Below are 19910 nucleotides of genomic sequence, written 5' to 3'. Positions count from 1 at the left end.
GATCAAGGATCAGATCGCCCGCTCCTCCAGCCAGGTCGACCACGGTGTCCGCCTCGTCGGCGAGGCAGGCGAAGCGCTGAAGCGCATCTCCGACCAGATCAAGGCTGCCAATGAGATCGTCGCCAAGATCGCCCACAGCGCTTCCGAACAGGATACGACGCTGCGTTCGATCTCGTCCTCGATGAACCAGCTCGACGCTGCCACCCAGCAGAACGCCGCCATGGCCGAAGAGACCACGGCATCGGCCGAAACGCTGGCTGCCGACACCGATGAACTGCTCGGCCTCATCAGAGGCTTCCGCGTCGGCAACGCTGCCGCAGCTCCCGCCACGCATCRGGGTCGCCGCGCCGCATAAGCGGGGCGACTAAAAGCAATTTCATCACGAAAGAAATTAGCGGCCGCCGGCATTCCCGGCGGCCGTGCTGTTAGAGCAATTCCAGCAAAAGTGTGCAGCGGTTTGCGCCTGGAATGCATGGAAACAAGAGATAGGGCGTTTCTCTGTCTAGCAGAAGGACGGAGACGCTTTAGGTGTTAGGGCCGATGCGTCCGATGAGCCGATCGATCTCGCGGCCGGAAAAGACTTCGATGCCTGCCTGTTTCAGCGCCGCCGCGGTAACGCCGTTGCCGGCCCGCCGGCTGCCCGAGAAGGAGCCGTCATAGATAAAGCCGGAACCGCAGGACGGGCTGCCGTCGATCAGCAGCGCATAACGGCAACCGTTATCGGTCGCAAGCCGCACGGCATTTTCCGCCGCCCGCAGGAATTCATCGGTCACGTCGCCACCGGTCAACTCCACGACGCGGGCAGTTCCTGCCAGCACATCCTCGCCATCAGCCGCATCGCCGATTTCGGCAGGTGGCCGTGGCACCGGCATGCCGGCCGACATTTCCGGACAGATCGTCACGATCAGGCCTTCCTGCGTCCAGCGCTCGATTGCCGGATGGACGAGCTGCTTCGCGCGTCCGTCATATCGGACGGCGTGGCCCATGAGACAGGCGCTGACGAGGATCTTGGACACCATGGAATGAGCTTTATGGAGATTTATGCGGACGTCACCGCCTGACATCAGGTGCAACCTCGGCAACGCAATTCCGGAACCAGCGCTGCGCCGGATGCGCATCGTTGCGCCGATGCCAGGACATGACGAAGGGGATGGGCTCCAGCATGAGCGGCGGCTCCAACAGGGCAAGTTCGTCCGCATGGCCGGAGGCCTCCACGACACCGGCCATCAAGGTGGCGATCATGTCAGAACGGGCAATCAAGAGCGGCGCGGCATACATATTGGGAAGCGTGAGCGCGAGCCGCCGCTGAAGCCCTGTTTTTGCCAGCGCCGCGTCGACATGGCCGAAACGCTCGTTTTCCGGCGAGACAAGCAGGTGTGGGAGAGCCAGAAAGGCGTCGAGATCGAGCGTGCGTCGTGTAGCTGGATGATCCTTCCTGACGATGCAGACGAAACGCTCCTCAAACAGAGGCTGGGTCAGAATACGTCCCGTTTTCGTTGCCGGCACCCCGACCGTCACATCGGCCTCTCCGGCATCCAAGAGATCGATGGCGTCGTCGCGGGCGCTGAAATTCCGGACCTGCAATGTCGCGTCCGGAGCCGCCTTGGAAAGATACGCCACGAGTTGCGGCAGAAGCGCGAAAGTCGGATGATCGGAGAGTCCGATCGTGAAGGTGGCAGACGAGGTCGCGGGGTCGAAAGCCTGGGTGAAATCGAGTGTGCGCTGGATATCGGCAAGAGCACGCGACAATGGCTCGGCGAGATCAAGCGCTCTTGGTGTCCGCAGCAGGCCCTGCGGGCCGCGCACCAAAAGCTCATCCTTGAGAAGGCTGCGTAACCGCGCCAGGGCAGCGCTCATGGCGGGTTGCGTGCGGCCGATGCGAATGCCGGCCTTCGTCACGCTCCGTTCCTTCATGAGCGCGTCGAAGGCGACAAGCAGGTTGAGATCAATACCATGCAGATCCATGGCGTGGATGAATGCACATACTTCATATCAATTTCAAGCATGGTGCCGATGCCGCTAGGCTTGTCGTGTCACAACGCAAACCAGGCAGGAGCACATCATGCCATTCGCAAACTACAAGTTTCCCGAGGGTACTCTGACCGCAGAGCAGAAGGAGGACATCATCCTCAGAACGACGGCCATGTTCGTCGACTTTTTCGGGGGAAGGCGTTCGCCCCTATACCATGGTCCTCGTCGATGAGGTCATCGACGGCGGTTATGGCCGCGCAGGCGAAACGCTCACCATCGCCAAGATGCAAAAGGGACGATGAGGGCAAAAATTAAAATGGGGCCGTTCGGCCCCATTTTTTGTTTGTCGGCCGTTTAGCCGGCGATTTTAGAAAAATCCGCGACTGTCCCTGTCGCCGCACGGATCATCCGCAAGAGGGCGAGGCGGTTGGCGCGAATCGCGGCATCCTCGTCATTGACCAGCACATCGGTGAAGAAGCGGTCGACGGGAGCCCGCAGCTTCGACAGCGCTTCCATCGCCGAGCGGAAGTCTTCATGCGAAACCGCGCCGGCAGCTTCCGACGAAGCCTTGGTGATGGCGGCAAACAGTTCCTTCTCGGCGTGGAGCTTCAGCAATGCCTCGGAAACGCCGTCGGCGACAACCGTGCCCTTCTTTTCCTCGGCGGCCAGAAGCTGCGTGGCGCGCTTGGTGCCAGCAAGCAGGTTGATGCCGTCTTCCGAGGTGATGAAGGCCGTCAGCGCCTCGACGCGGCGGGCCACCATCAAGAGGTCGTCGGATTCAGGCGTCAGCACGGCATCGATGAGGTCGTGTCGAGCACCCTGTTCGCGCAGATAGACCTTGAGGCGGTCGTGGAAGAAGGAGAGCAGATCGAACTGCCGCGTTAGGTCGTCGGTATCGACGCTGGCGCCAATATCCGTATCGATGCGCTGCATATGCGAGGTGATGCGTGGCAAGAGCGTCACGCGGGCGCGCTTTTCGAGCAGGATGCGGATGATGCCGAGCGCGGCACGTCGAAGCGCAAATGGATCCTTCGAGCCGGTCGGCTTCTCGTCTATTGCCCAGAAACCGATGAGCGTATCGAGCTTGTCGGCAAGCGCCACCGTGATCGCCACCTTGTCGTCGGGCACACGGTCGGACGGGCCTTGCGGCTTGTAATGGTCTTCGATCGCGGTAGAAACGGAGGCGTCTTCGCCCTGCAGTGCCGCATATTTTCGGCCCATGACGCCCTGCAGTTCCGGGAATTCGCCAACGGCTTCGGTGCGCAGGTCCGCCTTGCAGAGAACCGCGGCGCGATCCACCACCTTGTAATCGGCGCCAACGGGCATGGCGATCTTGGCGGCCATCGCCCGGATGCGCTCGACGCGATCGCCCTGCGTGCCGAGCTTGGCATGGAAGGTCACGTTCAGCGCATCGAGCTTGGCCATGCGCTGGTCGAGCGGCTTGGCGAGGTCGAGGCCGAATTTCTTTGCGGAAGCTTCCAGCGTCTCGAGGTCCGGCAGGTTGCCCTGGTCTCGCTTCCAGAAATGCAGCGCGTCCGATAGGCGCGCACGCACGACCTTGCCGTTGCCGTGAACGATTTCCTTGCCGCCATCCTTCGCCTGGATGTTCGACACGAGGATGAACTTGTTCGAAAGCGTCTCTTCACCCTGTTTGCGAGTGACGAAGCATTTCTGGTTTGTCTTGATGGTCAGGCGGATGATTTCTGACGGGATCGAAAGGTAATCCTCCTCGAAGGAACCCATCAGCACCTGCGGCCATTCGACGAGACCGGAGACTTCTTCCAGCAGGCCCTCGTCCTCGACCAGTTCCAGCCCGCTCGCAAAGGCGATATCGCGGGCATCATGCAGGATGATGTCCTTGCGCCGCTCCGCGTCGAGAATGACCTTCGCCTTTTCGAGGCTCGCGACGTAATCGTCGAAGCGCTTGACGGTGATGGCCTCGGGCGCATGGAAGCGATGGCCGTAGGTCACGTTGGAGGCGACGAGGCCGTCGATCTCGAAGGGGATGACGACCGTTTCTTCATGCTCGGTTCCGAAGGTGCAGACGATAGACTGCAGCGGGCGCACCCAGCGCAGTGAGCCGGGCTGCGAGGAGGCCTTGCCCCAGCGCATCGACTTCGGCCAGGGGAAATCCTTGATGATGCCGGGCATCACTTCGGCAATGATCTCTTCGGCGCCGCGGCCCGGCTTGGAGATGACGGCGACGTAGAAATCGCCCTTCTTCGGATCGCTGACGACCTGTGCCTCGGAAACGGAAGAAAGGCCGGCGCCGCGCAGGAAGCCCTCGATCGCCTTTTCGTTGGCGTCGGTGCGCGGCCCCTTGCGCTCCTCTCGGATATCGGCGGAGCGGGCCGTCAGCCCGTGAATGTCGAGCGTCAGGCGACGCGGCGTCCAGTATTCGCGCGCACCCTCATAGGTCAGTCCTGCTTCCACCAGGGCATCGGTGAGGAGCTTCTTGAGGTCACCGGCGGCCTTGCGCTGCATGCGGGCGGGGATCTCTTCGGAGCGAAGTTCGAGAAGCAGGTTCGGCATGGTACTCTTTTCCTGGCGCCTGCAGGGCAGGGGCAATCAAAAATGGTCGCCTCTGCTACCAAAGAATGCCGCATCTGCACAACCGCAAAAACAGGAGGCGAAAGGCTCAATTGCGCCTCAGATATATGGCTTAAACCGACTGGAGCGTTCCCTTCCGCTGTGGAAAGCGGCGGTAGGCATTGCCTTGCTGCTTTTCGCCGCTATGGTCCGCCAACCCTAATAAACTGCAGGAAATCTCATGGCCGCTGACCTTCGTTCGCTCGCAGCAAGTATCTCCGCCGAAATCAACGCCCGGCCCGATCAGGCCAAGGCGGCGATCGAGCTGCTGGACGAGGGTGCAACGGTGCCGTTCATYGCCCGCTACCGCAAGGAAGTGACGGGCGGGCTGGATGATACGCAGCTGCGTACGCTGGCCGAGCGGCTTGTCTATCTGCGCGAGCTTGAAGCCCGCCGCGATACGATCATCGAATCCGTCACCAACCAGGGCAAGATGAGTGACGAGCTGATGGCGAAGCTCTCGGGGGCAGCCACCAAGGCCGAGCTGGAAGACCTCTACCTGCCCTACAAGCCGAAGCGCCGCACCCGCGCCGAGATTGCCCGCGAGCGCGGCCTTGGCCCCCTTGCCGAAGCGATCCTCGCCGATCGTGGCAAGGAGCCGGCCACACTTGCGGAAGCCTATATCACCGCCGATGTGCCTGACGTGAAGACGGCGCTCGAAGGTGCCCGCGATATCGTCGCCGAAGGTTTTGCCGAAAACGCCGATCTGCTCGGTAAGCTGCGCGCCCATATGCGCAATGCCGCCCTTCTGAAGGCCAAGGTCGTAGACGGCAAGCAGGCGACCGGCGAGAAGTTCTCCGACTATTTCGATCATTCCGAACGCTGGGCGACTGCCCCCGGCCACCGCGCGCTTGCCATGCTGCGCGGCTGGAACGAGGAAGTGCTGACGCTGACAATCGAGGCCGATGCCGAGGTCGCCTCGCCGAACAAGCCGGTCGAGCGCATGATCGCGACCGCCTACGAAATCGGTGCAACCCGCCCCGGCGATCGCTGGCTGATGGATGCCGTAAGCTGGACCTGGCGCGTGAAGCTCTCCATGTCGCTCTCGCTCGACCTGATGCGCGAATTGCGCGAAAGGGCGGAAGAAGAGGCGATCCATGTCTTTGCCCGCAATCTCAAGGATCTGCTTTTGGCAGCCCCCGCCGGCTCGCGGGCCACGATGGGTCTCGATCCGGGAATCCGCACCGGCGTCAAGGTTGCGATCATCGATGGCACCGGCAAGCTGCTCGACACGACGACGGTCTATCCTTTCCCGCCGAAGAATGATGTGCGCGGCACGCAGGCAGAGCTTGCCTCCCTCATCCGCAAGCATAATGTCGAACTGATCGCGATCGGCAACGGCACGGGCAGCCGCGAGACGGAAAAGCTTGTGGCCGATATGCTGGCCGCACTTCCTGCGCCAAAGCCCACCAAGGTCATCGTCTCTGAAGCCGGCGCCTCCGTCTATTCAGCTTCGGAAACCGCTGCTGCAGAATTTCCGCAGCTCGACGTTTCGCTCCGTGGCGCCGTCTCCATCGCGCGGCGCCTGCAGGATCCGCTCGCCGAACTCGTCAAGATCGAGCCGAAGTCGATCGGCGTCGGCCAGTATCAGCACGATGTCGATCAGACGAAGCTCTCCCGCTCGCTCGACGCGGTCGTCGAAGATGCCGTGAATGCCGTCGGCGTCGATCTCAACACGGCATCGGCGCCGCTATTGTCGCGTGTCTCCGGTCTCGGCCGTTCGATTGCCGATGCGATCGTGCTGCATCGCGACCAGAACGGCGCTTTCGAAAGCCGCAAGGACCTGTTGAAGGTTGCCCGCCTTGGCCAGCGCACCTTCGAACAGGCGGCCGGCTTCCTGCGCATCCCTGACGGTAAGGAGCCGCTCGATGCGTCTTCCGTGCATCCGGAAGCCTATGGCGTGGCAAAGAAGATCGTCGCCGCCTGCGGCCGTGATCTGCGCTCGCTGATGGGCGACAGCGTCACCCTGAAGGCGCTCGACCCGCGCAAGTTCATCGACGAGAAGTTCGGCCTGCCGACCGTCAAGGATATCATCGCCGAACTCGACAAGCCCGGCCGCGACCCGCGCCCGAGCTTCAAGACTGCGACTTTTGCGGAAGGCATCGACGAAATCAGCGACCTGAAGCCGGGCATGGTGCTGGAAGGCACCGTCACTAACGTTGCTGCCTTCGGCGCCTTCGTCGATATCGGCGTCCACCAGGATGGTCTGGTCCACGTGTCCCAGCTTGCCGACCGCTTCATCAAGGATCCTCACGAAATCGTGAAGGCCGGCGACGTGGTCAAGGTGCGCGTTGTCGAAGTCGATGTGAAACGCAAGCGCATCGGCCTTTCCATGCGCAAGGATGACGGCATTCCCGCCGGTTCTCCGCGCGGTGAGTCGCGTGGCAATACCGGCCAGCGCCCGCAGCAGGATCGCCGCCCGGCGCCGGCAAAGCCGCAGAGCCAAGGCGCCTTCGGTGCGGCGCTGGCCGAAGCGATGAAGCGAAAATAAGGGCTTAGGCCCCGAAATGGCAAAAATGTCACACTTTGGCAATTGAATCTGCGGAGTGCTAAATCCGGCGCTTGTAAGGCAGAAGAGAGCTATTAAGTTGATGTGACCATCCTGTCACATTTGCGAGGCGTCCATGGCGTCGGCATTCTTATCGATTGTCCAAAAAATTGTCCGAAAGGGTTCTTTGGCCCTTACTCTTGCCAATGGCGAAACCCACACGATTGGCGACGGCACCGGCGAACTGGTTGCCGTCCGTCTTGCCGATCAGGAAGCCGAGGATGCGATCCGTCGCGATCCGACGCTGAAGCTCGGCGAAATGTATATGGAAGGCCGGTTCATTCTCGAACAGGGCGACATCTACGACTTCCTCGCTCTGGTGAAGCAGAACACCACCAACGAAATCTTCGATTTCAAGATGGCCGCTCTGCTGATCGGCCGTATTGCCATGCAGCAGCTCAAGAGCCGCATGCCGATCAACCACAATAAGCGGAATGTCGCCCACCATTATGACCTTTCCGAAAAGCTCTTCGAACTCTTCCTCGACGAGGACTGGCAATATTCCTGCGCCTATTTTGATCCGCCCGGCATCAGTCTTGAAGAGGCGCAGGTCGCCAAGAAGCGCCACATTGCGGCAAAGCTCATGCCGCAGCCGAACCAGCGCGTGCTGGAGATCGGCTCCGGCTGGGGCGGTATGGCCATGTATCTGGCGGAATCGACGCCCGGCCTCGATGTCACCGGCATCACGCTCAGTGAAGAGCAGCTGAAGATTTCCCGCGAACGGGCAGAGAAACGCGGTCTTGCCGATCGCGTCCGCTTTGAGCTGCAGGACTATCGTTACATGAACGGCAGGAAGTTCGACCGCATTGTCTCGGTCGGCATGTTCGAACATGTCGGCATCGGCAATTACGGCAACTTTTTCAAGAAGGTGCACGAGCTCCTGGATGACAACGGCATCATGCTGCTGCATTCGATCGCGCGTCCGAAGCCGAGCTTCGCCACCAACGCCTTCATCGAGAAGTACATCTTCCCGCAGGGCTACATTCCCTCGATCGCCGAAACACTGGTGCCACTCGAAAAGGCGGGCCTGCTCACGCGCGACGTTGAAGTGCTCCCGCTGCATTACGCCTATACGCTGCGCCACTGGCGTGAGCGCTTCGTTGCCCGCAAGGCAGAAGCCGTGGCGCTTTACGACGAGAAGTTCTTCCGTATGTGGGAATTCTATCTGGCCGGCTCCGAAATGGGCTTCCGCTGGGACGAACTCTTCATCGAGCAGATCCAGATCACCAAGAACCAGTTCGCGACGCCCGATAGCCGGAATTATATTCCGGAGAACGAGGCGAAGCTTAGGGAATTCGAGGCGGCGCGTCCGCCATTGGAAAAGTTTACCTTCTGATATTGAAAGCGCGGCCTGGCCCGCGCTTTTTTCTTTTTTGGAGAGACGGATATGAGCGCATTTCCCGAAATCACTCTTGTACGCCACGGCGAGACGGCCTGGTCGCTATCCGGCCAGCACACTGGCCGCAGCGATATTCCGCTCACCGCCAATGGCGAGGCTGCGGCCCGCGCGCTCGCTCCGCGGCTCGCAGGTCTTTCCGTCTCCGCCGTCTGGTCCAGCCCCTCGCAACGAGCGCGCAACACCTGCGCGCTCGCAGGTTTCGGGGAGGGGGCCGTCATCAAGCCCGATCTCGCCGAATGGGATTACGGTGCCTATGAAGGCATAACGACCAGGGAAATCCTCTCCAAGCGGCCTGGTTGGCGGCTCTTCCGCGACGGCTGTCCGGATGGTGAAGCGGCCGGCGATATCGGCGCTCGCGCCGATCGCATCATTGCCGAATTGCGGCAGGTCGGTGCCCCGATCCTGATCTTTTCGAGCTCGCATTTCCTGCGTGTACTCGGCGCCCGCTGGCTCGGCTTGCCGTCGGAAGATGGCTCCCGTTTTATTCTGGATACGACGAGCATCAGCGTTCTCGGCTATGAGCACGATTTGACCGAACCGGTCATCCGCCGCTGGAACCAGAAGTAATTTCCCGCCCCCTCGATCTTTCCGCCTTGGTTAAGATAGAGGTAACACCCTCGCTATAAATGTACCGATCGCCGCCGTCCGCGGCCGTTCTTGTATTGCGTTTTCTGGAGTGCGGATGTGTTTAATCGATCTGTCGTATCGATCTCTTTAGCTATTGCCCTTGCGTCTTTCAGCACCGCCTCTGCTCAGGAAGGCGGCCATTGGTGGTCCGGCGACTGGTATCTGAAAGTCGGCGTATCAGGCTTTTCCGCGCCGAAATTCGAAGGCGCCTCAAGCAACGAATTCAAGTTCAGCCCGCTGATTTCGGTCGGTCGTCAGGGCGCCGGTCCGCGCTTTTCCTCGCGCAACGACAATCCATCCTTCGCGCTCGTCGATAACAGCGGCTTCCGCGCCGGTATCGTCGGCCGCTATGTGCCTGAGCGTGACCAAGACGACGACAGCGATCTGCGCGGCCTGAAGAAGGTCAAGTGGGGTGCAGAAATCGGTGGTTTTGCCGAAGTCTATCCAACCGACTGGCTGCGTGCCCGCGCCGAAGTGCGGCAGGGTATCCGCTCTCATGACGGCCTCGTGGCCGACGTGGCGCTTGACGCCTTCACCGATATCGCGCCCGATCTGCAACTGTCAGGCGGTCCGCGTGCCTCCTTTGCGACGAGCGGCTATTTCCATTCCTATTACGGCGTCAACGAAGCGCAGTCAGCCGCAAGCGGGCTGAAGCCTTATGATCCCTCGGGCGGCATCCAGTCCTATGGTGCCGGCACGGCGCTTACCTGGAACGCGACGGAGAACCTGTCGACGAGCGCCTTCGCGGAATATAAGCGCCTTGCCGGTCCGGCCGCGGACAGCAGCCTTGTGCGCGAGAAAGGTTCGAAGAACCAGTTCCTGATTGGCTTGTCTGCGAGCTACAAGTTCAATTTCACGCTGAACTGATTCAGCCGCCCGAACACGCCCAAATCACACCCAGCCGCCATCGACGATGAACTGCTGGCTCGTGCACATGGCGCTGTCGTCGGCTGCGAGAAACAGCGCCATGCGGGCGATGTCGGAAGGCTGCAGCCTGTCCGGCAGGCACTGGCGCTCGGCGATCTGCCGCTCGCCTGCCTCATTCAGCCAGAGGCGCATCTGCCGTTCGGTCATCACCCAGCCGGGCACCATGCAATTGACGCGGATGCGCTCGGGGCCGAATTCGCGGGCAAGCGCCCGCGTCATGCCCCAGATTGCCGCTTTCGCCGTGACATAGGCGGGGCAATCCGGATCGCCGACCATCCAGGTGATCGAGCCGAAATTGATGATCGAGCCGCCGCCAAGCGCCGTCATATGGGGCCGGGCTGCCTGCGCAGCGAAGAACTGATGACGCAGGTTGATCGCCATGCGGTCATCCCAATAGGCGACGGTGACATCCTCCGTCTGGTGGCGGTCGTCGTTGCCGGCATTGTTGCAGAGAACCTGAAGTGGGCCGTTCTGCGCGACGGCTTCACCGATCGCGTGTTTCAGCGCCTCGATATCGCGCAGATCGCAGGGAATGAAGAGCGGCGCGGCGTGACCATCGGCGTCTATCGCAGCGGCAAGCTCGCGGCCGCTCTCCTCGGCGATATCGACGAAGGCGACCCGGCTGCCCTGCGCACAAAAGTGCCGTACCAGGCTTTCGCCGATGCCGCTTGCACCCCCGGTGATGAACACGCTTCTGCCTTGGAGGCTCGGATAGCTGGCGTAGGTCACAAGATTGTCGCTGGCATCTCGGCTCATCGGGAACTCCGGAAAGAATGTCGTAAAGGCTGGTGGGTCGTGCGCGAATGTTGCGCCCGACTGTATCAAACGGAAGACGCCGCAGGCACCCGGGAAGCGCTGCGGCGTCTTTTTTCAACGGTGTTCAGAACCGGGACCTGCGGCGGACTTCAAGCCCGGATCAGAAGCTCACGTTGAAATTGACCTTGACGGCATGGTCCTGGGTATCGCCCGCAAGCTGACCGGCGTAGGATGCGCCGATCGTCGCGTTTTTCGCCAGATTGAAATCCAGGCCGGCTTCCATGGTCAGTGCATTCTCGGCAATCGGTGCGCCGACGGAATCGAAGCTCGCGCCGGTATTGAAGGCGAGCTTGGAGCTGGGCGTAACATCGCCATAGGCATGCCGCCAGCCAAGCATGCCGCGCACGGTCGCCTTGGTATCCTGCAGATCGATATCGGTGGAGGCGCGAATGCCGAACGTGGTGAAAGCGGTGTCCATGCTGGACGATCCGGTTGAGAGCGCTGCGATTGTGCCGCCTTCTTCCGAGAAGGCATCGCTCTTCAGGCGAGCATAGGCGAGATTGGCGAATGGCTCGAAAGCGGTATCTTCAAAATCCATCCGGTAGGCCAGTTCCGCGAAGGCCTGGGTGGTGCGGGCGTCGTAGTCGGCCGACAGGGTCTCGTTGAAGGCCGGGAAGACGACATGGCGCTTAGTGCTGATATCGTGCGAGGTGTAGAAGACACCCGTGCGGAAGCCGAGCGCACCCCATTGCGTGCCGCCATAGATACCGAGATGGACGTTGTCGCTCGAGCCGGATGAGGTGCGGGCATCGACATCGAAACTGGTATTGCTGTAGCCGGCCATCGCACCGAAGCGCCATGTCCCGACTGCCGCGTCGGCGCCGAAGACAATGCCACCGGTCGAGTGATCGAAATCGGCCGCGTAGCCCGCTCCCTCGGTCGTGCTTTTGGCCCCGATCGCCTGGCTCCAGATGGCGAGGCCTTCGGTGTTGCTGATCGCGCCTGTCAAACCGTTCTCGTCATAGGAGGTGACCTCCGACATGGGCGTGCCCACTGCGCTGAACGCCGAGCGGAGGCGCTGGCCGACAGCATCGTCGAGATAGAGGCTGTCCTGGATGAAGGCGCCCTTGGCACTGGAATGGATCTCGCCGGAGAGCGCATTGCCGTAGGGCCGCAGATAACGATAGAAGCCGATGGACTCGTCGATCAACGGATCGGGCTGTTCGCGGTTGATGACATAAAGCGACCAGCCATCCTTGGTCCAGCCGAAGGAGAGACCCTCGACTTCCTGGTCGCCGGGAGTGTCGAGCTGGCCGATCTCTTCCACTTCGCCTGTCGTCAGATTGGCGCGATAGAGCGATTTTGTATCGCTTTCGGTCGAGAAATACATCCAGCCATCAAGGATCTTGCCGCCCTGCGCCTGGTCGATCGTCCTCGAAAGGGGAATGTACTGCTTGAAGGAGCCGTCGGAGAGATTGTAGACCGCGATCTCCGTGGAGTTGTCATAGGCCATGCCATAGAGGAGGCCCTTCTTGGCATCCACGGCTACCCARCTCGCGACGTCATGCTTGCCATGCGGAGGGGTCAGGGCGAAATACTTGCCCGTATAGGTCATGTCGCTCGCGTTGTAGATCGCAAACACCGGCGTGTTGTATTTCTCGCCAGTGATGGGATCGCGGGTGCTGGTATCCAGCGAGATGTAGAGGTATCCGTCGGCGTAATCGATGTCGCCGATATGATTGAGGCCTCTGGGCGCACCGGCAAACGGGTTTGCGAGGGCCGGATCGATCGCGCTGTTGTCGCGCGTTATCGTGTTGAAGTTGCCGTCCGCCTTGTCCAGCGCGTTCGTGCCGGAAAAGTACCAGTTCTTGCCGTCGGTCGTCACGCCCTGGCCGCGATAGGTGATGGGATCGTCGGTGAATGTAAACTTCTCGACCATGATCCAGGGCTCGACGGCATAAGCGGGCATGGCCGTCGCGCAGAGGAGAGCGGTCAGGATGAGCGGTCTTGCCGCTTGCGCCATGGGCGCCCTGGTTGAGGGACCTCTGGTCATGAATGGCATTTCAAGTTTCCTTTTCGTAGGGCAAAGGCTGCTTGGTCGCAGCCGAGAGGGACCGCCGACCTGATGGCAGGCGGCGGCGGTGAAGGCGGCGTGATGAAAGCGCAGTGATCCGCTGACAGGCCTCGAAGGCCGGTCGGTCGTGATGCTTTCATGGAGAGTGGGGTGCGTGCTGGTTCAGCGCGCGCAGTCGAACCGATCGAAAATGCGATTATACATTTGCGATATTCGAGTTATAAATCGCGTCATTTTCAAATATCGAAAATATAGACGCAGAAATATAGAACAAAATCGGGATCTAAGCCCGAAATGTTGTCAGTAAATCCATCATAAATCTTCCATTTCTGGGACTCTGATTCTACTTAAACACGGTTATCTAAGTTTATTCATGTATTTAGAGTTGACGTCACTAAAGAGACTGTTCTATGAGAGCGGTAATAAGGGAGCGATATGACAATAGTATGAATAGTGTGAAGAATAGGAAGAATGCGAAAGCCCGTCTGGCTCTTGCGGCGCCGTTGCGCATGGAGGGGATGGCCGGCAGCAGCCTTCACACGAGGGTGCTCAATGAGATCGGCCAGAGCATCGTGCGAGGTGATCTTTTGCCCGGCGATCCGTTGCCGAATGCGGACGACTGGAGTGCCGCCCACGGGGTGAGCCGCACCGTATTACGTGAAGTGATCAAGGTTCTGGCCGGTAAGGGCATGGTGGAATCGCGTCCGAAGATTGGCACCCGCGTGCGTCCGCGCAGGGATTGGAATTTTCTCGATCCGGATGTGCTCTTGTGGCGCTACGGCGGCAGGACCACTGCCGAGGACGCCCGTTCGCTTTTCGAGTTGCGCCGTGCGATCGAGCCGACGGCCGGTGCGCTGGCGGCCGAACGCGCCACCGCAGCAGAGATCAAGTATTTGCGGGGTCTCCTGGCGGAGATGGAGCGAGCAGGCGATGACGGTGCTCGTTTCGCGGTGCCGGATCTTGCTTTCCATCAGGCCATCCTGCGCATGTCCGGTAATGAATTGATCGGTTCGCTGGCGGCACTGATCGAGACTGCGCTGGTGATCAGCTTCCGGCTTTCCGACGACAATCCGCAGGGACAGAGCCATTCGCTGCCGCTGCATCAGCAGGTCGTGGAGAGCATAGCAAATCGCGATTCCGCTGGCGCGAGCAAAGCCCTGGTTTCTTTGCTGGACGGGGCGGAGGAAGACGTGAAGCGTGCCCTGGCCGCGCGTCAGCGATAGATACGCCGGTCGGCCGGTGATCCGATGAACCTTCCTTTGTTCCGCGGAGCAGGAGCCTTACGGGACGAAGCGGATTCCATCGAGGCGCATATGGCGAAGCTCGCCGGCGATGGAGTCTTGACCATGGGCGCTGCCCATCGCTAGATGACCGTATGCAACAGATTGACGGTCTCAACGGGCGCGTTGCCGATGCGCCCTCGGATAATTGGGTTTATCGCATCCTGCCGCCCTGGTTGTGGCCCTATGCGCAGCTTGCGCGCTGGGACCGGCCGATCGGCTGGCAGCTCCTCATGTGGCCGTGCTTCTGGTCGGCGACGCTTGCCGCCAATGCGGCAATCGAGCCGCGCGTCTTTTCCGGCGCCCTGTTGCTCTACCATCTGTTCCTGTATTTTATCGGGGCTGTCGCCATGCGCGGCGCCGGCTGCACCTATAATGACCTTGTCGATCACGAGATCGACATGCAGGTGGCGCGCACCCGCTCGCGTCCACTGCCGTCGGGTCGTGTGACGCGCCGGCAGGCGAAGATTTTCATTGGACTGCAGGCGCTGGTCGGCCTGTTCGTGCTGTTACAGTTCAATTGGTTTGCCGTGCTTCTCGGCGTGCTGTCGCTCGGGGTCGTCGCCCTCTATCCCTTCGCCAAGCGCTTTACCGACTGGCCGCAATTCTTCCTCGGTCTTGCCTTTTCCTGGGGCGCGCTCATGGGCTGGGCAGGGATTTTCGGCAGCCTCTCCTTCTCTGCCTTCCTGCTTTATCTAGCCTCGGTCGTCTGGACGATCGGCTACGACACGATTTATGCCCATCAGGATAAGGAGGATGACGAGCTGATCGGCGTTCGCTCCACCGCGCGCCTGTTCGGCGAGCGCACGCGTCTGGCGCTTGTCGGCCTCTACGGACTGACGCTGGTGCTGATGTTCCTGTCCTTTGCGCTTGCTGGTGTCGGCCTTTTGGCTTTCGTCGGTCTGTTGATTGCCGCCGGAATGTTCGCCTGGCAGATCAGGACGCTCGATATCAACGACGGCGCCCAGTGCCTCGCGCTCTTCAAATCAAACACTCGAGTCGGATTGATCATCTTTCTCGGCCTGTTCGTCTCGCTGCTTTTTGCCATTCCCTGATCTGAAGTGAAAAATGACCGCAAATGAAAAACCCGGCGCGATGGCCGGGTTTGAAATCGGTTCAGAACGTATCGCTCAGCTGCGGGCGATGATTTCCTTGCCTTCGATCTTCATGATGACGCCGAGCTTGCCGGTGGTGCGGCGCACGAGGAAGCGCGGGCGGCGGTTTGCGAAATAGGAGTGACGACGGCGCGGCTTCATTTCGCTGGTGCGCAGTCCGCCGAGATGTTCTTCGAGAGGGCGGGCGACACCGTCGGCTTCCACCATCAGCATGGGAATGCCGAAGGCTTCCGACCAGCTGCGCCAGTCGGCCGCGATATCGCCGAGATCGTGGGCGACGAGCAGCGGAATGCAGAGTTCCGGATCTTCGTGATGCAACTCGAGCGTCACGGTGACTTCACCATTGCCGTGGTCGATGGCGCGGGCTGCAACGCCTTTGAAGACGCGCCGCGGTAAGGCGATGGAGAGCGGCAGGCCGCTGGAGGGGAGAATCTTGCGCAGGACCGCGCCGCGTTCGTCGATCGTTATGCTGACGTCACTGGCATGGTCGTGGATGGCGTAGCTTACCTGCTGCGGAAAGCGAGACGGATCAAGACGCAATGTCGTGCCAGCCCAGACGGGCTTCAGAACGGTATTCTTCATTTCATTTCTACCCTTGTCTTACCTGAGAGCCGGTTTCCGGTCTTCTCCTCGGGACTTTTCGTCCTCTGTGGTCCGACAATAGGCGGCCCCCGTTCCGTACAGCTTAAAAATTGCGGTTAAAGAAATCCTGCCTCCCGGAATGGTTAGCAAAACTGAATATGGCAGGGTTTCCGGATGGTGAACGCGCCCGTGTCTTAAAGCGGGACAGCTTCAGGTAAGTCTCGGGTAAGCTTTGCGTGGCAAAATGCTCGCACCAATGGTCCGTCATTCTTTAAAGACTTTGCTGAAAAGGGCGCATTTATGATCACGGCATCCCTGGCATACGTCATTCTGTCTCGTGATATGCCTAAGAGTCTGGATCGCGTCGCCAATCAGGCGCAGGTCAAAAAAGACGCCCAGTATTACGCCGACAACATCAACAAGGTGAAGGACGTCGACGACTTCCTTGGCGACTACAAGCTCTTCAGCTACGCCATGAAAGCCTATGGTCTTGATGACATGATCTATGCCAAGGCCTTCATGAAGAAGGTTCTGGAGAGCAATCTCACGGATGCGAACAGTTTCGCCAACAAGCTTTCCGACACGCGCTACAAGGAATTCGCCGCCGCCTTCAACTTCAATGCGCCGCCCAAGGATATTCAAACGGACGCGCAGGAAGACGATCTGATCGGCCTCTACAAGCAGTCCTTTGCCGACGCGGCACAACAGACTGCCACCGAAACGAAATATTACAGCGCGCAGATGGATGGCGTGAAGACCGTCCAGGACTTCGTCGGCAATTCCCGCCTGCTGAACTACGCGTTGAAGAGCGTCGGCATAGACCCGGCATACATGTCGAAGGACTACATCGCCAATGTTCTGACCACCGACATCAGCAAGCTTGGCGGCAATGCGCCTGATCCGAGCGATCCGGCTTACGATCCGACCAAGACATATATCGGTGACAAGCTCTATGCGCTTGCACAGCAATTCAACTTCAAGCCTGACAACGGCGACACCCAGTATTTCCGCAACAATATCGGTTCGGTGCAGTCGGTCGACGACCTTCTAGCCGATCCGCGCCTGCGCACGGTGGCGCTGCAGTCCGTCGGCATCGATCCGGCAACGGCCGATAACGCTTTCATCAAGATGGTGCTGACAAGCGATCCGGCCACACTTGGCGGCGACGCTCCACTCAACAACCCCAATCCATCGCTCAACTATGTCGGCGACAAATACAAGGAACTTCGTTCTTATCTCAACTTCAACGCTGACGGTTCGGTCAATGGTTCGGCGCAGAATTCCGGCCAGACCGACACGGTCGCGGGGCTATACGCCTTCCGCGCTCCCGTAGTCGGTGGCGCCGCCCAGACTGCGACACAGAAGAACAACGTCATCGAACAGTATAACATCAAGACTGCGCCGCAGATCGTCGACCGCGACGGCACGGCGAGCGATGTGTACTATACCAGCCAGGTGATGTCCGATCTCAACAAGAGCTACTATCTGTCCAAGATCGGCACGATCACCAATGTCGATCAATTGGTCAACGACAAGCGGCTTGCGGATTACGTTCGATCCGCATTCGGCATGGATCCGGGCTTTACGCAGCTGAAGAGCGTCCTGACAGATCCGGCCTATGCCCGTTCGGTCGATTTGGGAGATGCTTATAAGGCCTTCAATTTCAAATCCGACGGTACGATCTCTCCGACGAAGCGCGCGCAGTCCTATGACCAGTTGACGGGTATGGTGAACGCAACGTCGAACGTTTCAGGCTACTTCTCGAACAAGATGATACCCGCGAGCGGTCCCAGCACGATCAACAATGTCGACGAACTGCTTTCCGACAAGACTCTGACCTCTTATATCAAAGATGCCTACGGCCTCGGTCAGGATTTCAGCAATGCCGAACTGAAAAACATCCTCACGGATTCCGCCTACGCCGCGACGGCGGGCCACCAGGACATCCATGACGCCTTCAATTTCAACGCGGATGGTTCGGTCAACGGCACGATCCAGAGCGCCGCGCAGCTTAAGGGTATCAACCAGCTTGCTGCAAACAATGCGTCCTACTATCAGGCCAAGCTCGCGGATCTCTCGAACAACGGCTCGACCGCGGCCGTTGACGTTTTCCTCGCCGACAGCAAGCTGGTCAGCTTCCTGCGCACCAACTTGCAGATCAGCGATACCGTCAGCGATGCCACGCTTCGCAGCATTCTGACCGATCCGACGGTCGCGGCGGCCCAAGGCTATAGCGACGTCTACCAGCTCTTCAACTTCCGTCAGGACGGCACGGTCGCTCAAAACACCCTCTCGCAGAACGCCGACCAGGTTGCGGCATTGAACAAGAAGGCAGACGACGCAGCCGCCTATTACGGCAGAACGATGCCTTCGATCTCCAGCGTCGATCAGTTGCTGGGCGATCAGAAACTCAACAATTACATCCGTTACGCCTTCAGTATTCCGACGAGCGTTTCGGATACTGATCTGCGCAACATCCTCACCGATCAGAGTGGTACTGGCCCTTATGCCAAGGTGAAGGCTGCGTTCAATTTCCAGGCGGACGGCACCGTTGTTCCCGGTCTTCCGGCGCAGACTACCACGCAGATGGCCTCCTTGAACTCGGCCGCCAACATACGGGAGCAAGGCATTCTTGACCGGATGGGCGACGTCAATGATATCGATCAGTTGCTCGCCGATTCATCCCTGAAGGACTATCTGAAAATGGCCTACGGCCTGGCCTACGACACGAGCGATGCCGAGCTGAAGAATATCCTCACCGATCCGGCCCATGCTGCTTCCGTCGGCCAGAGCGATCTCAACGCTGCTTTCAATTTCCGCGCGGATGGATCTCTGCCGACCTCGACCGGCGCCCAGACTGGCGAGCAGACGACAAACACGTCAGACAATTACGGCGCTCGCGTCAACAGTCAGGGCGACGATCTCATTGACCGCATCATCGCGAACTACAAGTCGCGAATGGACGACGCCAAGGGCGTAAAGAATGTCAATGATTTCATGAAGACCAATGCCACCGCCGATACGCTTCTCGGTAACAACTCCTATCCGGATCTCTATCAGATGTCGCTGCAGGCTTACGGTCTGACGACGAACGATGTCTCGCGCTCTACCATGCGCAAGCTGCTCGTCAGCGACCCCTATGATCCGAAGGGATATGTCGCATCCTTCAAGGACGACCGTATCACCAAGATGGTGCGCGCTTTCAACTTCGGTCCCGATGGCAAGGCTGCCGAGCCCCTGTCGGCTCTGTCTGCAGCCACCATGGCGAAATATGCGACCGATTATAAGTCGCACGCGACCATGCTCATGAAAGACGGCCCCGCAAAGGACCGCGCTTCCAAGGATGCCACCAAGGAAGTGGATTATTTCGGCAAGACCATTCCGGGCATAACCTCGCTCGGCGATTTCCTGGCTGACAAGCGCCTGACGGATCTCGTGCTGAAAGCAAATGGCCTCGATCCGAAGAAGTACGACAAGGATACGCTGAAGAAGATCTTCACCTCCGATCCTGATGACAAGAAGAGCTATCTCAACACCACGGCTGACGCGCGCTTCAAGGAGATCGTCGCTTCCTTCAATTTCGACAAGGACGGCAACCTGACACGTGCCAAGATGGGTACGATCCAGGACAAGCAGGCCGAAGCGAGTACGCAGCAGCAGTATGTGCAGATGACCCTGGAAAGCCAGGAGGGCGAAAAGAATGATGGCGTTCGCCTGGCGCTCTATTTCAAGCGCAAGGCCGGTGACGTCACCTCGCTCTACCAGATCCTCGGCGACAAGGCGCTATATCAGGTCGTCCAGACGACCTATAGCCTGCCGGCGCAGATTTCGTCGATGGATGTCGCCAAGCAGGTCGATCACCTCGGCCGTTTCGTGAAGCTAGAGGACCTGCAGGATCCCAAGAAGGTTGACAAGCTGGTCAAGCGCTTCACGGCCATGTACGACATCAAGAACAACACGCAGCAGTCGCCGGCGCTCCAGCTCTTGACCGGAGGTACCGGCAAGGCGGCTTCACTGCTCTAGGGCCAATCGAAGCGTGAGC

14 protein-coding genes and 1 pseudogene are annotated in these 19910 nt (G+C 59.8%); 9 read left to right on the top strand and 6 right to left on the bottom strand.

What is annotated here, in order from left to right; genetic code table 11:
• The coding region (locus AC1DM5_RS21050) for a methyl-accepting chemotaxis protein (protein ID WP_477975526.1) at positions 1-355 on the top strand (355 nt) is incomplete at its 5' end.
• 169 nt (positions 356-524) lie between these two features.
• On the opposite strand, the gene AC1DM5_RS21045 is transcribed toward AC1DM5_RS21050, so the two are convergent.
• Together AC1DM5_RS21045 and AC1DM5_RS21040 are read right to left on the bottom strand one after the other, a co-directional pair.
• Positions 525-1019, bottom strand: a complete 495-nt coding sequence (locus tag AC1DM5_RS21045; RefSeq protein ID WP_477823710.1) for a 2-thiouracil desulfurase family protein — start codon at positions 1017-1019, stop codon at positions 525-527.
• Positions 1020-1050: 31 nt separating this feature from the next.
• On the bottom strand, positions 1051-1965 hold the full coding sequence (locus tag AC1DM5_RS21040; protein WP_477823709.1) for a LysR family transcriptional regulator: 915 nt from the start codon (positions 1963-1965) through the stop codon (positions 1051-1053).
• Between the two features lie 97 nt (positions 1966-2062).
• Here AC1DM5_RS21040 and AC1DM5_RS21035 point away from each other — a divergent pair.
• Positions 2063-2273: pseudogene (locus tag AC1DM5_RS21035) on the top strand (tautomerase family protein).
• A gap of 52 nt (positions 2274-2325) precedes the next feature.
• On the opposite strand, the gene glyS reads toward AC1DM5_RS21035, so the two are convergent.
• A complete protein-coding gene (gene glyS / locus AC1DM5_RS21030) occupies positions 2326-4503 on the bottom strand; it encodes a glycine--tRNA ligase subunit beta (RefSeq protein ID WP_477823708.1) in 2178 nt (725 codons plus the stop codon).
• Between the two features lie 238 nt (positions 4504-4741).
• Between glyS and AC1DM5_RS21025 the strand changes: the two genes are divergently transcribed.
• The 4 genes from AC1DM5_RS21025 to AC1DM5_RS21010 all read left to right on the top strand — a co-directional run bounded on the left by AC1DM5_RS21025 (position 4742) and on the right by AC1DM5_RS21010 (position 10001).
• On the top strand, positions 4742-7051 hold the full coding sequence (locus AC1DM5_RS21025; RefSeq protein WP_477823707.1) for a Tex family protein: 2310 nt from the start codon (positions 4742-4744) through the stop codon (positions 7049-7051).
• Positions 7052-7184: 133 nt separating this feature from the next.
• Positions 7185-8444 carry a class I SAM-dependent methyltransferase gene (locus AC1DM5_RS21020; protein WP_477823706.1) on the top strand — a complete coding sequence of 420 codons (1260 nt, stop codon included), beginning with the start codon at positions 7185-7187 and terminating at the stop codon, positions 8442-8444.
• A 51-nt stretch (positions 8445-8495) separates the two neighbouring features.
• Positions 8496-9074 carry a histidine phosphatase family protein gene (locus tag AC1DM5_RS21015; RefSeq protein ID WP_477975524.1) on the top strand — a complete coding sequence of 193 codons (579 nt, stop codon included), beginning with the start codon at positions 8496-8498 and terminating at the stop codon, positions 9072-9074.
• A 117-nt stretch (positions 9075-9191) separates the two neighbouring features.
• A complete protein-coding gene (locus tag AC1DM5_RS21010) occupies positions 9192-10001 on the top strand; it encodes a MipA/OmpV family protein (protein ID WP_037105723.1) in 810 nt (269 codons plus the stop codon).
• A 24-nt stretch (positions 10002-10025) separates the two neighbouring features.
• Here the strand turns inward: AC1DM5_RS21010 and AC1DM5_RS21005 are convergent, their stop codons facing one another.
• Both AC1DM5_RS21005 and AC1DM5_RS21000 read right to left on the bottom strand, forming a co-directional pair.
• Complete coding sequence (locus AC1DM5_RS21005; protein ID WP_477823703.1) at positions 10026-10817, bottom strand: SDR family NAD(P)-dependent oxidoreductase; 792 nt, start codon at positions 10815-10817, stop codon at positions 10026-10028.
• A gap of 160 nt (positions 10818-10977) precedes the next feature.
• Positions 10978-12879, bottom strand: a complete 1902-nt coding sequence (locus tag AC1DM5_RS21000; RefSeq protein ID WP_477823702.1) for an autotransporter outer membrane beta-barrel domain-containing protein — start codon at positions 12877-12879, stop codon at positions 10978-10980.
• Between the two features lie 530 nt (positions 12880-13409).
• Here AC1DM5_RS21000 and AC1DM5_RS20995 point away from each other — a divergent pair.
• Both AC1DM5_RS20995 and ubiA read left to right on the top strand, forming a co-directional pair.
• A complete protein-coding gene (locus AC1DM5_RS20995) occupies positions 13410-14114 on the top strand; it encodes a FadR/GntR family transcriptional regulator (RefSeq protein WP_477823701.1) in 705 nt (234 codons plus the stop codon).
• Positions 14115-14266: 152 nt separating this feature from the next.
• Positions 14267-15226 carry a 4-hydroxybenzoate octaprenyltransferase gene (gene ubiA / locus AC1DM5_RS20990; RefSeq protein WP_477823700.1) on the top strand — a complete coding sequence of 320 codons (960 nt, stop codon included), beginning with the start codon at positions 14267-14269 and terminating at the stop codon, positions 15224-15226.
• 75 nt (positions 15227-15301) lie between these two features.
• Here ubiA and AC1DM5_RS20985 read toward each other — a convergent pair whose 3' ends face one another.
• Positions 15302-15868, bottom strand: coding sequence for a DUF6101 family protein (locus AC1DM5_RS20985; protein WP_007817899.1), 567 nt, complete (start codon positions 15866-15868; stop codon positions 15302-15304).
• 300 nt (positions 15869-16168) lie between these two features.
• On the opposite strand from AC1DM5_RS20985, the gene AC1DM5_RS20980 reads away from it, so the two are divergent.
• Positions 16169-19891 (top strand): DUF1217 domain-containing protein, encoded by a 3723-nt coding sequence (locus AC1DM5_RS20980; RefSeq protein ID WP_477975521.1) that lies wholly within the window; start codon positions 16169-16171, stop codon positions 19889-19891.
• Positions 19892-19910 lie beyond the last annotated feature (19 nt).

It is taken from the genome of Rhizobium sp. 01T437 (assembly GCF_056398505.1).
Note: the sequence above shows the minus strand (reverse complement) of the source record. Positions and strands in the feature narration are given on the sequence as shown.